Raw genomic sequence first — 12,885 nt, 5'->3', positions numbered from 1 at the left:
ACTGGCAGCGGTAACACTGCCAGTGACGCGAGGGCCTCGCCGATTGGATGGTCGGAAGGCGCGAGGCCCTGTTCGGGTTAAACCGGTGGGGTGTAGTTATCCGCAGGCGGGGTATATCCCTGCCCCTCCGGCTCATCATCATGCCCCTCAAGCGCCCGGCGCAGCGGGTAGCCGCAGACTGCCCGAATGCGCGGATCATCGACCGCCAACGCGCCCTCGCTAAACCCATCGGCATCATTGATGATGAAGGAGCAGCGATGCGCACCGCCATTCGCGACGACGGTGCAAGACACGACGGTCCGGCTCTCGCCCGTATCTCCAAGCATTTGGTCAAAAGCCCGGCATTCACCGCGATAGCTCTGCCCCTGATGGGTGATCACAAACGGAAACCCGTAAAGCGGCACCAAAGCTCCGCAGGCGGCCAGCGTCAAAACGCCGCCAAATCCCACATGCCGCCAACGCCGCGCCCGCACGTTCTGGCTTAGCGCAGAATGCAAAAATCGTATCACCATTTTATCCTTTTCTTTTAATATATTAGAGTGCCGACCTCTCTCGGGTGACGGGCTCGATCTAGGTTTTATCTTGTGATGTTTTCGGGCGCGGCCCATCGCGGGCCGATATCAAGGCGCGCCGAGGCGTCGCTCAGTAGCCGCCATAGCCACCATCGGCCGCGTCGTCGCCGTCATCGCGCTGGCGCGCCATTTCTTCCCGATAGGCATGGGTGCAAAGCGCCCCCAACTCCTCTAGGCTCGGCAAACCATAAGTGGCACTCTCCGAGTCCCCTGGCGTGAGGCCGCAATTTGCCGATTGCCCGTTCACGTGGACGTGGCAGCGCAGGAAGATCGTGTGGCCTGCCACAACCGATGCTGACGGATCGCGGAACACCGTGCAGGACCCGCTGACCGTCTGCTCAAACCCATCGCCGTCAATCAGCTCGGCGCCACCCCAAGTGGCAACGCCCAAGCGCTCGACCCCTGGGGCAAATTCGGCGCAAGCCGCTAAAAACAGACACCCTGCCAAAAGACCGGGCGCTGCCGGCCGCATGGTCCATCCAATCTTCATCGTTCGATCCTCATGTCCTTGGCCGCGCGGAGATGCACGGCCGTTCTCACTGGGCTGAGGACCTAAAGACGCGAGACAGACCGCGCCTGATCTAAAGCTGAAAGAATTCTGAAATCTGCAGCGGGCTCTGCGGACCTAGCCGTAGAGCCGCACCGGTGTTCCGGCCAGGGCACTCATATTCAAAAGCCCCCGCGCGGTGATGGATGGCGTCACGATATGTGCCCGGTTGCCCATCCCCATCAGGATTGGCCCAACCTCAAGCCCGCCCGCTTTCATTTTCAGGATGTTTCGCGCCGCGCCCGCCGCATCGGTGTTGGAGAAGACCAGCGCATTCGCCGCCCCCTCCAGCCGCGAATTGGGGAAAATCCGGTGCCGCAGCTCGGGGTCAAGCGCGCTGTCGATATGCATCTCGCCCTCATAGGCGAAATCCACGCCCCGATCATCCAAGATGATCAGCGCCTCGCGCATCCGCTGGCCACTTTCGCTGTCCAGATTGCCGAACTGGCTCCCGGAACAGAGGGCGATTTTCGGCTCAACGCCAAAGCGACGCACATGACGTGCAGTGCCGATCACCGTCTCGGCGATCTGCTCCGGCGTCGGTTGCGCATGGACATGGGTATCGGCCACGAAAAGCGGCCCATCTTCCAAAATCATCAGGCTGAGCGCTCCTACCGGATGCAAGTCCGAGGTGCCCAAAAGCTGGCGTATGTAGTTGAGATGCCAGAGATATTGCCCAAAGGTGCCGCAGATCAGGCTGTCCGCTTCTTGCCGATAGACCATGACCGCGCCAATCGCGGTGGTGTTGGTCCGCATGATCGCGCGGGCCAGATCAGGGGTCACACCCCGGCGCTGCATCACCTCATGATAGGTGCCCCAATAATCGCGATAACGCGGGTCGTTTTCCGGGTTCACCAGCTCAAAATCCCGGGTCGGGCGGATGTCGAGACCGGCGCGTTCAACCCGCGCTTCGATCACCTCGGGTCGCCCGATTAAGATTGGCTTGTCGGTAGTCTCTTCCAACATCGCTTGGGCCGCGCGCAGCACGCGCTCATCTTCGCCTTCGGAAAACACGATCCGCCGGGTTGTTGTCGCCGCTGCCTCGAACACCGGCCGCATAATGAGGGCGGAGCGGAAGACGGATTGGTTCAGCTTCGCCTTATAGGCCTCCAAATCGCGCAGGGGCCGGGTCGCAACCCCGCTCTCCATCGCGGCCTTGGCAACCGCGCTCGCGACCACCCCCATCAAACGCGGATCAAACGGTTTCGGGATCAGGTAATCTGGCCCAAAGGTCAGTTGCTCCCCTCGATAGATCGCCGCCGCCTCGGCGCTGGTCGTGGCCCGCGCCATGGCCGCAATGCCGTCGATACACGCCAATTGCATCGCATCATTGATCTCCGTTGCGCCCACATCCAGCGCGCCACGGAAGATGAAAGGAAAACAGAGGACATTGTTGACTTGATTTGGAAAATCGCTCCGCCCGGTGGCGATCACCGCGTCGGGTGCGACTTTCCGCACCTCTTCCGGCAGGATTTCCGGCGTCGGATTGGCGAGCGCGAAGATGATCGGCTTTGCCGCCATCTTCTTGACCATCGCCGGTTTCAAAACGCCCGGCCCGCTTAGACCCAGGAACAGATCGGCCCCTTCGATCACATCGTCCAGCGTTGCGGCTGTCGTACCTTGTGCATAGCAGGCCTTCTGCGGTGTCATTTGCGCCTCGCGGCCTTCATACACCAGACCTTCGAGGTCGCAGAGATACACATTCTCCCGCTTCACGCCGAGTTTCAGAAGCATATTCAGGCAGGCGATCCCCGCCGCCCCGCCGCCGGTCGAGACCACTTTGATCTCGCTAAACTCTTTCCCCGCGATTTTCAGCGCGTTGGTCGCCGCCGCGCCAACGACAATCGCCGTGCCATGCTGATCATCGTGGAAAACCGGGATATTCATCCGCTCCCGACAAAGTCGTTCAACGATAAAACAATCCGGCGCTTTGATGTCTTCGAGGTTAATCGCCCCAAAGCTCGGCTCAAGCGCGCAGACGATATCGGCCAACTTTTCCGGGTCGCTTTCATCCACCTCGATATCAAAACAGTCGATATTGGCGAATTTTTTGAAGAGCACCGCCTTGCCCTCCATCACCGGCTTCGAGGCCAGCGCCCCGATATTGCCAAGGCCCAGAACCGCCGACCCGTTTGAGACCACGGCCACCAGATTACCGCGCGCCGTATACCGCGCTGCATCGGCCGGATTGGCCTTGATTTCAAGGCACGCCTCGGCCACGCCAGGGCTATACGCGCGGCTCAAATCGCGCCCATTGGCCAGTGGCTTTGTCGCCCGAACCTCCAGTTTCCCCGGCTTCGGATGCTCGTGATAAAACAGCGCCGCCGCGCGCAAGCTCTCGGATTTATCGTCGGTCATGGCCTCTTCCTCCCGGGTGATGGTTTAGCGTTAAACTATTTTCGCCAAACCTGCCAGAGCGACGCAAAGCCGCGCCTGATTTACACGAATTGCTCGCTGATCAACCGTTCTTCCAACCCATGGCCGGGATCAAACAAGATCCGATGCGCCACCTCGGGCTCCGACCGAATCTCGACCGAGACCACATCTTGGACCGAGCGGCTATCGGCGTCGGCCATCACCGGTCGCTTCACGTGATCCATCACCTCAAAGCGCACCAAACTCGGCTTGGGTACCAGCGCCCCGCGCCACCGTCGAGGTCGGAACGCCGCCACGGCGGTGATTGCCAAGACATCCGCGCCCACTGGCAAGATCGGCCCATGCGCGGAGTAGTTGTAAGCCGTCGACCCCGCCGGGGTACAAACCAACGCCCCATCGCAGACCAGTTCTTTCATCCGTAGCTTGCCATCGACCCAGATGCGCAATTCCGCCGCCTGCGGCCCCGCCCGGAGCAAACTCACCTCATTGATCGCCAGCGCCTCGGTCACCCGCCCATCGGCGCTCACCGCCGTCATATGCAGCGGGTTGATCACGGCCTCCTCTGCCGCTTCCAGCCGGTCGATCAGCCCCGCTTCGCCATATTCATTCATCAAAAACCCGACTGTGCCCCGGTTCATCCCGTAAACCGGGGCCTCCAAAGCTTGGGTCGCATGCAAGGTGCCCAACATGAAACCATCGCCGCCAAGCGCCACAATGACATCCGCATCTTTGGGGTCATGCTGCCCATAGCGTGCCGAAAGACGCGCCAACGCCTCTTGGGCGCTCGGCACGTCACTGGCCAGAAAGGCAATATTTCGAGTGGCAGGCATGGGCGCTCCAAACTCCAGGCAGGACCCAATCCTTTGCCCGCCGAGACCCGAAAAACAATCCCAAACCCGGAAAATGCCGCCGCCATGCGCAAATGCGACCGAATCCACCCTTCCCAGGCCCGACTCATTGCCCTAAACCCCGCCACATCTTTCGCGCCGCTGGATATAGGAGACCGGCCATGAACGCCCCCCATCGCGATGACGGATTTTTCACCGAAAGCCTAGAGAGCCGCGACGCCGAGCTTTTCGGCGCGATCCGAGGGGAGTTAGGTCGACAGCGCGATGAAATCGAGCTGATCGCGTCGGAAAACATCGTCTCGGCGGCTGTGCTCGAGGCGCAAGGCTCCGTGCTGACCAACAAATATGCCGAAGGCTATCCGGGGCGGCGCTATTACGGCGGCTGCCACTATGTCGACATCGCCGAGAACATGGCGATCGACCGCGCCAAGCAGCTTTTCGGCTGCGATTTCGCCAATGTGCAGCCGAATTCTGGCTCGCAAGCGAACCAGGGCGTGTTCCAAGCGCTGCTCCAGCCCGGCGATACGATCCTCGGCATGTCGCTTGATGCAGGCGGTCACCTGACCCACGGCGCCAAGCCCAACCAATCGGGCAAATGGTTCAACGCCATTCAATACGGCGTCCGTCAGCAGGACCTTGAGATCGATTACGACCAGATCACGGCACTCACCGCCGAACATCAGCCTAAGATGATCATCGCCGGCGGCTCGGCCATTCCCCGGATCATCGATTTCGCCAAAATGCGCGAGATTGCCGATACGGTCGGTGCCTATCTGATGGTCGATATGGCGCATTTCGCCGGGCTGGTCGCGGCGGGTCACTACCCCTCGCCCTTCCCGCATGCCCATGTGGCCACAACGACGACCCATAAGACGCTCCGTGGCCCGCGCGGCGGCATGATCGTGACCAATGACGAGACCATCGCCAAAAAGGTCAATTCTGCGATCTTCCCCGGTATCCAGGGCGGCCCGCTGATGCATGTGATCGCGGCCAAAGCCGTGGCCTTTGGCGAGGCGCTGCGCCCTGAGTTCAAGACCTATCAGGCCCAGGTGATCAAGAACGCCCAGGCGATGGGTGACCAACTCATGAAGGGCGGTTTGAACATCGTCACCGGCGGCACCGACACTCATGTGCTTCTGGTCGATCTGCGTCCGAAAGGCGTCAAAGGCAACGCGACCGAAAAGGCGCTTGGCCGGGCCCATATCACCACAAATAAAAACGGCATCCCGTTCGACACCGAAAAGCCAACGATCACCTCGGGCATCCGTCTGGGCTCGCCCGCAGGCACCACGCGCGGCTTTGGCGAACCGGAGTTCCGGCAAATCGCCGATTGGATCGTCCAGGTTGTCGATGGGTTGGCCGCGCATGGCGAAGACGGCAATGCCGAGATCGAAGCGCGGGTTCAAGCCGAGGTCTTGGAGCTCTGCAAACGCTTCCCGGTCTATCCCACGCTGTAGTTTGCGCACATCTTGCGGTTGACCAGCCTCGGCGATCACTCGCCGAGGCGCGGCAAGTGGCTGTTTTTCCTATCGCTTCCAAGGGTTGTCCCTTCGCTTTGCCAATGGCATTTTAGAGGGGCGATAGGACAGCCATTTCCAGCCCGTCCAGCTTTGACTGCTCAGAGACGCATGACATGACCACCGCAAGACCCCAGATCACCCCCGCCTATCGGCGCGAGGCCGAGCGCGAAATCCGTGCCTTCACCCGCGATTGGACTGACCGCGACGACCGCATCGCTTTGGTCAGCTATTTCGGTACCTTCCTCGTCTATTTCCTGACGCTTTATCTCGCCGTTCTGGCTTGGCCAAACCCGCTTCTGGTGGTGCCGCTTGTCGTGATCAACGCCTTCTCCGGCGTCCGGCTCTACGTGCTGCAACATGATTGCGGCCATGCCTCGCTTTTCGCCAAGAAACACCACAACGACATCGCTGGCCACGGCCTATCGGTCTTCACGCTGACGCCCTATCGGGTGATGCAGTTCAACCATAACGAACACCATTCCCATCTCGGCAATCTTGATGAACGGCACACGACCGAAGTCTTCACGATGACGCTCAGCGAATGGCAGGGTTCCGGCTTTTGGAAGCGTCTTTGGTACCGGCTCTACCGCAACCCGTTCATCATGATCCCGATCGGCGGGCTTCTCACCTATGTCTTCGCCTATCGCTGGCCGAAAAATTCCAGCAAAATCGGTGCGGCGATGGTGCTTGCGCATAATCTGGGCCTCGCGGCCTGGGTGGGCGCGATCTGGTGGTTCGCCGGTGTGCCGGGGCTGATCATCTATGCCGGTACGGTCTTCGTGGCCGGCTGCATCGGGGTCTTCCTGGTCTATCTGCAGCACAATTTCGAAGACACCTATTGGGATCGCAAGCCCGAGCTGAACCCGGCCCGCGCCGCGCTCCAGGGTTCTTCGGCGCTGGATCTCGGCTGGTGGTGGGATCTGGCGGTGGCCAATATCACCTATCACGACATCCATCATTTCAACGCCAACATCCCGAGCTATCGGCTGCGCCGCTGCCACTTGGCCTTGCGCAAGAAGTACGATGTGCAGACCATCCGCTGGCCTGAAGCAATCCGCAGCTTCACACTGAAACTCTGGGATGAAGAGGCCGAGCGCTTGGTGCCCTACCCGCGCCGCCAAACCGAGCCGACCCTGACACCGGCGGAATGATACGCGCAGACGCGTGATCGCAACGCGCTGTCGCCTTGTCCGTGGCAACGCGGCCCGAGGATGGCTCCCGCAAGGGGGCCTGACGAGGGCCGCCGCCCCTTACAAAACCCTTAAGAAATCTCGCGATAGGGTTGGAAAATCCGCGATTGCGGGAATTTTTGTAACCTATTCCGCCGCAACGGCCTTGCGCACCATGTCCCAGTAAATGCCCTCAACGGCATCCCGATCCAGGCGCCCGCCCTCACGATACCAAGTGTTCACCCCGGTCAGCATCGCAATAATCGCCATGGTCGCCAGCTTCGTATCCGGCAGGTCAAACACCCGCTCCGCCTGCCCGGCCTTCAAAATCGCTTCCAGCCGATCCTCATATTCGCGACGCAACCGTTCAATCACCGCGAAATTCTCCGGCTCTAGATTGCGCAGCTCCATATAGGCGATAAAAACGAGCTCCGGCCGGTCTAGATGGAACCGGATGTGATGGCGGGCGAAATCCTCCAACTGCACCAAAGGCCCTGCCCGCGGCGCTTGCCACGCCGCCAGAAGCTCCTCCAGATGCCCATGCATCAACTCAAACAAAAGTGTTTGCTTATCAGGGGTGTAGAGGTAAAGCGCGCCGGCTTGCACGCCCACCTCTGCCGCGATCTGGCGCATCGACACAGCTGCAAACCCATGCCGCGCAAAAAGCCGCAATGCCGCCTCCCGCACCTTCGGGCCGGTGATATCCGCATGTGATCCTTGCTTGCGCGCCATCTGGTCACAGTATCTGAACATCCGTTCAATTCAACCCATCGCTGGACGCCCTGTCTCGCCTGCGCTACGCCTAACGCATGCGCTGGATCTTCACCCTGCCCCTTCTGCTCGCGGCCTGCGGCGACCCGCTGCCCGACCTGCAATCGCGGCTCAGCCCGACGGCGCAGACGGCCGCCTTCCCCGAACTGGTGCCACTTGGCCCACTTCTGGCCGAGGCCGACGCTGTGCCGCCGCGCACCGCCGAAGAGGAAGGCCAATCGCTCGACGCTCGGTCCGAGGATTTACGCAGGCGCGCCAATGCGTTACGCCGTCTGCAACTCCCCTGACACAGCGCCCACGTTGCACCCTCGCCGATTAGCCGCTAACAGGGTCTTCGTGCTCGTGATCCGCCGCGAAAGGGACCGCTTATGACTGAGAAATTGCGCCTTGGCATTGCCGGTCTGGGCACCGTCGGGATCGGTGTGGTGAAGATTCTGCAGCGGGAAGCTGAGCTTCTCACCGCGCGCACTGGCAAGTCCATCGAGATTGCAGCCGTCTCCGCCCGCTCCCGCGACAAAGATCGCGGCGTGAACATCGCCAAATATGCTTGGGAAGACGATCCGGTGGCGCTCGCCACCCGCGACGATGTGGATGTGTTTGTCGAACTGATGGGCGGCAGCGACGGCCCCGCCAAAGCCGCGACAGAAGCCGCGATTGCCGCTGGCAAAGATGTGGTGACAGCGAACAAAGCGCTTCTGGCGATCCACGGCCAAGCCCTTGCGCTTGCAGCCGAAAATGCCGGTCGTGTGCTGCGTTATGAGGCCGCCGTCGCAGGCGGCATCCCGGTGATCAAGGCGCTGACCGAAGGCCTCGCCGGGAACCAGATCACCCGCGTCATGGGCGTGATGAACGGCACCTGCAATTATATCCTGACCCAGATGCAGGCAACCGGCCAAGGCTATAACGCGCTCTTCGAGGAATGCGGGCGACTTGGCTATCTGGAAGCCGATCCGAACCTTGATGTGGGCGGCATCGATGCGGGCCATAAACTCGCACTCCTGGCCTCAATCGCCTTTGGAACCCAGGTCGATTTTGACGCGGTAGCGCTGCAAGGCATTCAGTCGATCACCTTGCAAGACATCCAACGCGCCGCCGATATGGGCTACAAGATCAAGCTCTTAGGCGTCGCGCAAATGACAGGTCGCGGGTTGGAGCAACGCATGACCCCCTGCCTCGTCCCCGACAGCTCACCGCTCGGGCAACTGGAAGGCGGCACCAATATGGTGGTCCTCGAAGGCGACAGCGTGGGCCAAATCGTGCTGCGCGGGGCCGGTGCCGGCGAAGGCCCCACGGCCAGCGCGGTACTCTCCGACATCACCGATATCGCCCGTGGCATCCGCGTGCCGACCTTTGGCCAACCGGCCAAAAGCCTGAAAGCCGCGCCGCCCGCCTCCGCCGCCTCGCCCGCGCCCTACTACCTACGCTTGACGCTGAAAGACAAACCGGGCGCCCTCGCCAAAGTCGCAACCGTCCTGGGCGACAACGGGATTTCCATCGACCGGATGCGCCAATATGGCCACCCGGACCAAGACGTGCCGGTCTTGATCGTAACCCATGTCACCGCCCGGCCCTCGCTGGATGCGGCACTGGCCGCTCTACCTGCCACAGGCGTCGTGGAGGGCGATCCCGTGGCGTTGCGCATCGAAGACGTCTGAGCCAAGCAAAAGGCGTGAGCCGCACCTGTTAGCGCGCCCATCCTTGCCCCGCGACCCGCGCCCAGTTACGACAGGGGCACGATTTCCGTTGCCCTGAAAGGCCCGTTTATGACCACGCCCACCGATTTCAATGACCGTATGTTGTCCCTGGGCCTGGCCCGCGTTTCCGAGGCGGCCGCGATGGCCTCGGCCCGTTTGATCGGCCATGGCGATGAGAAAGCCGCCGACCAGGCCGCCGTGAACGCCATGCGGGATCAGTTGAATAAGCTTGATATTCAAGGGGTTGTGGTCATCGGCGAGGGGGAGCGCGACGAAGCGCCGATGCTCTATATCGGCGAAGAGGTCGGCAATGGCCAAGGCCCCGCCGTCGATATCGCGCTCGACCCGCTGGAAGGTACGACCTTGACGGCCAAAGACATGCCCAACGCGCTGACGGTGATCGCGATGGGCCCGCGCGGCTCGATGCTGCACGCGCCGGATGTCTATATGGACAAGCTCGCCATCGGCCCCGGCTATCGCGAAGGCGTTGTGACGATGGATATGACCCCTTCCGAAAGGGTCAGCGCGTTGGCCGCTGCCAAGGGCTGCTCCACCGGCAATATCACCGTTTGTGTGCTGGAGCGCCCACGCCATGAAACGATGATTGATCAACTGCGCGCCACCGGCTGCGCGATCCGGCTGATCACCGATGGGGATGTGGCGGGCGTGATCCACTGCGCCGAGGCCGACATCACCGGCATCGACATGTATATGGGCGAAGGCGGCGCGCCCGAGGGCGTCTTGGCCGCCGCAGCGCTGAAATGCATGGGCGGGCAGATGTATGGCAAGCTGCTGTTCCGCAACGATGACGAGCGGGGGCGTGCGCAAAAGGCGGGGATCACCAATCTCGACCGGGTCTATACCCGTGACGATATGGTCACTCAGGATGTGATTTTTGCCGCGACCGGCGTCACCGATGGTTCGATTGTGCCGGGGATCAAACGCGAGGTGGGCTATCTGACCGCCGAGACCTTGCTGATGCGCTCCAAAACCGGCTCCGTCCGGCGGATGAGCTATCGCAACCCGACAAGATAAGCGTCATGCACCCCGCCCTGCTGTTGATCGACATTCAGACCGGGTTTGACAGCCCGTTCTGGGGCGCCCGCAACAACCCGGATGCCGAAACAAAGGCTGGCGCGTTGCTCAATCATTGGCGGGCGCTTGGCGCGCCGGTGATCCATGTCCGGCATATCAGTGTTGAGCCTGGCAGCCCGCTTGGCCCGGAAACCGTCGGCACGGCATTCAAGCCCGAGGTCGCGCCCTGGCCCAACGAACCGGTGTTTGAGAAGTCAGTCAACAGCGCCTTTATCGGCACGGCGTTGGAAAGCCATCTGCGCGACGCGGGGATTTCCGATCTGGTGATCTGCGGGCTGACCACGCCGCATTGCGTCTCAACCACCACGCGGATGGCCGCCAATCTGGGGTTTCAGGTGCGCCTCGCCCATGACGCCTGCGCCAGTTTCGCAGCCAATGCCGATACGGACTGGGCCGAGGGTGTGCCACCGCTGAGCCCGGAGCAGATTCATCAAAGCGCCGTCTCGCATTTGCACGGAGAATTCGCCGAGGCCATTTCGGTCGATGCCCTGCTCGCGGAGGTCCCGTGACGGCGTTTCTTGATGTCGAAACCTCACTCACCGGGCGCCGATGGGTCGGCCCCACGATTGAGCAAGAGCGCCTTGCTGAGGCGCTGCGCCAACAAGCCGGACAGCCGCCCGCCGTGGCGCAGGTTCTGGCGCGGCGCGGTGTGACACCTGAGGCCGCAGAAAGCTTCCTCGCCCCCGCGCTCCGTGACCTACTGCCCGACCCGATGAGCTTGCGCGACATGGCGCCCGCCGCCGAGCGGGTCTTGGCCGCGCTGACCGCCCGCGAGAAGATCGCGATTTTCGCCGATTACGATGTGGATGGCGGGTCAAGCGCCGCACTGCTGCTGGATTGGCTGCGGCAAGCGGGGCATGACGCAAAGCTCTATATTCCCGACCGGATCGACGAGGGCTATGGCCCGAATGACGCGGCGATGGCCGATTTGGCCAAGACCCATACCCTGATCATCTGCGTGGATTGCGGCACGCTCAGCCACGGACCAATTGTGGCGGCGCGCGGTGCCGATGTGATCGTGCTGGACCACCATTTGGCGGGAGCCGACCTGCCCGATTGTGTCGCCGTGGTGAACCCCAATCGACAGGATGAGAGCGGCGATCTGGGCCATCTCTGCGCCGCGGCCGTGGTGTTTCTCTTGCTGGTTGAGTTGAACCGGCGGCAGCGCGCCAAAGGCATCACCGGCCCCGACCTGATGGCGATGCTCGATTTGGTGGCCTTGGCCACAGTGGCCGATGTGGCGCAACTGACCGGGGTGAACCGGGCGTTTGTCCGGCAAGGTTTGACTGTGATGGGTCGGCGCGCTCGGCCTGGCCTTGCGGCGCTGTCGGATGTGGCACGGCTCGACCGTGCGCCCACATCGTACCATCTGGGGTTTGTCCTTGGCCCTCGGGTCAATGCGGGCGGTCGGATTGGGCAGGCCGATCTCGGCGCAAGGCTCTTGGCAACACGCGACCCGTCCGAAGCGCAGACGCTCGCCAAACGGCTTGATGACCTGAACACAGATCGCCGCGATATCGAGGCGCAGGTGCGCGATGCCGCGCTGGCCCAAGCCGAGACCAGAGGGCTTGATGGCCCATTGGTCTGGGCCGCCGCCGATGGCTGGCACCCCGGCGTGGTCGGCATTGTCGCAAGCCGGTTGAAAGAAGCCACCAACCGCCCTGCCGTGGTGATTGGTTTCGATGGGGACGACGGCAAAGGCTCGGGCCGGTCGATCTCCGGCGTCGATCTCGGCGCCTCGATCCAGCGCCTGGCTGCCGAAGGTTTGCTCGTCAAAGGCGGCGGGCACCGCATGGCGGCAGGTCTCAGCGTGACCCGGGACATGTTGGAACCGGCCATGGCCCGTCTGGCCGAATTGCTTGGCAAACAAGGCGCGGGCGAGGCCGGTCCCGCCGACCTGCGCCTAGACGGTCTGTTGATGCCCGCAGGGGCTACTCCTGAACTGATAGAGCAGCTTGAGGCCGCAGGACCCTTCGGCGCTGGCGCCCCTGCGCCGCGCTTTGTGTTTCCGGCGGTGCGGATCGCCTATACCAAACCGGTCGGCGACGGCCACCTGAAGCTGAGCTTCACCGATGGCGGCCCGGTGACGATCGATGCAATCTGTTTCAACGCACAGCAGTCCGGCCTGGGTCCGGCGCTCGAAGCGCATGGGGGCCGGAAAGCACATCTGGCCGGTCGCATAGAGATCAATCACTGGCAAGGACGGCAGCGCGTCCAACTCCGCCTGGAGGACGCCGCCTGGGCCTGAGAAAATTTGCGGGCAAACAGGTAAAGAATCCCCTTGCGCGCCCTC

12 protein-coding genes are annotated in these 12,885 nt (G+C 62.2%); 7 read left to right on the top strand and 5 right to left on the bottom strand.

Translation table 11 applies throughout. The annotated features are described in order from the left end of the window. Positions 1 to 77: 77 nt before the first annotated feature. The 4 genes from QTA57_RS10280 to QTA57_RS10265 form a co-directional block, all read right to left on the bottom strand. Positions 78 to 512 carry a hypothetical protein gene (locus tag QTA57_RS10280; RefSeq protein WP_290151343.1) on the bottom strand — a complete coding sequence of 145 codons (435 nt, stop codon included), beginning with the start codon at positions 510 to 512 and terminating at the stop codon, positions 78 to 80. Positions 513 to 642: 130 nt separating this feature from the next. After that, entirely contained in the window at positions 643 to 1,062 is a 420-nt protein-coding gene (locus QTA57_RS10275) for a hypothetical protein (RefSeq protein ID WP_290151341.1), read from the bottom strand. Positions 1,063 to 1,197: 135 nt separating this feature from the next. Next, on the bottom strand, positions 1,198 to 3,477 hold the full coding sequence (locus QTA57_RS10270) for an NADP-dependent malic enzyme (protein WP_290151340.1): 2,280 nt from the start codon (positions 3,475 to 3,477) through the stop codon (positions 1,198 to 1,200). Positions 3,478 to 3,557: 80 nt separating this feature from the next. Beyond that, positions 3,558 to 4,325, bottom strand: coding sequence for an NAD kinase (locus QTA57_RS10265; RefSeq protein WP_171562147.1), 768 nt, complete (start codon positions 4,323 to 4,325; stop codon positions 3,558 to 3,560). A gap of 179 nt (positions 4,326 to 4,504) precedes the next feature. On the opposite strand from QTA57_RS10265, the gene glyA reads away from it, so the two are divergent. Together glyA and QTA57_RS10255 are read left to right on the top strand one after the other, a co-directional pair. Continuing rightward, complete coding sequence (glyA, locus tag QTA57_RS10260; protein WP_290151339.1) at positions 4,505 to 5,800, top strand: serine hydroxymethyltransferase; 1,296 nt, start codon at positions 4,505 to 4,507, stop codon at positions 5,798 to 5,800. A gap of 176 nt (positions 5,801 to 5,976) precedes the next feature. Further along, positions 5,977 to 7,014 carry a fatty acid desaturase gene (locus tag QTA57_RS10255; RefSeq protein WP_290151338.1) on the top strand — a complete coding sequence of 346 codons (1,038 nt, stop codon included), beginning with the start codon at positions 5,977 to 5,979 and terminating at the stop codon, positions 7,012 to 7,014. A gap of 165 nt (positions 7,015 to 7,179) precedes the next feature. Here QTA57_RS10255 and QTA57_RS10250 read toward each other — a convergent pair whose 3' ends face one another. Then, entirely contained in the window at positions 7,180 to 7,764 is a 585-nt protein-coding gene (locus tag QTA57_RS10250; protein ID WP_290151337.1) for a TetR/AcrR family transcriptional regulator, read from the bottom strand. 77 nt (positions 7,765 to 7,841) lie between these two features. Here QTA57_RS10250 and QTA57_RS10245 point away from each other — a divergent pair, with 77 nt between their 5' ends. The 5 genes from QTA57_RS10245 to recJ all read left to right on the top strand — a co-directional run bounded on the left by QTA57_RS10245 (position 7,842) and on the right by recJ (position 12,840). Further along, on the top strand, positions 7,842 to 8,090 hold the full coding sequence (locus QTA57_RS10245; RefSeq protein WP_290151336.1) for a hypothetical protein: 249 nt from the start codon (positions 7,842 to 7,844) through the stop codon (positions 8,088 to 8,090). A gap of 81 nt (positions 8,091 to 8,171) precedes the next feature. Next, positions 8,172 to 9,458 (top strand): homoserine dehydrogenase, encoded by a 1,287-nt coding sequence (locus QTA57_RS10240; RefSeq protein ID WP_290151335.1) that lies wholly within the window; start codon positions 8,172 to 8,174, stop codon positions 9,456 to 9,458. Positions 9,459 to 9,566: 108 nt separating this feature from the next. Then, positions 9,567 to 10,532 (top strand): class II fructose-bisphosphatase, encoded by a 966-nt coding sequence (gene glpX, locus QTA57_RS10235; RefSeq protein WP_290151334.1) that lies wholly within the window; start codon positions 9,567 to 9,569, stop codon positions 10,530 to 10,532. A 5-nt stretch (positions 10,533 to 10,537) separates the two neighbouring features. Beyond that, on the top strand, positions 10,538 to 11,101 hold the full coding sequence (locus QTA57_RS10230) for a cysteine hydrolase family protein (RefSeq protein ID WP_290151333.1): 564 nt from the start codon (positions 10,538 to 10,540) through the stop codon (positions 11,099 to 11,101). Then, entirely contained in the window at positions 11,098 to 12,840 is a 1,743-nt protein-coding gene (gene recJ, locus QTA57_RS10225; RefSeq protein ID WP_290151332.1) for a single-stranded-DNA-specific exonuclease RecJ, read from the top strand. The genes QTA57_RS10230 and recJ overlap by 4 nt, the downstream gene beginning before the upstream one ends. Positions 12,841 to 12,885: the final 45 nt, after the last annotated feature.

The sequence above is a fragment of the Fontisubflavum oceani genome, from assembly GCF_030407165.1.
GTDB classification, from domain to species: Bacteria; Pseudomonadota; Alphaproteobacteria; order Rhodobacterales; family Rhodobacteraceae; genus Rhodophyticola; species Rhodophyticola oceani.
This window is presented reverse-complemented; position numbering and strand designations above follow the sequence as displayed.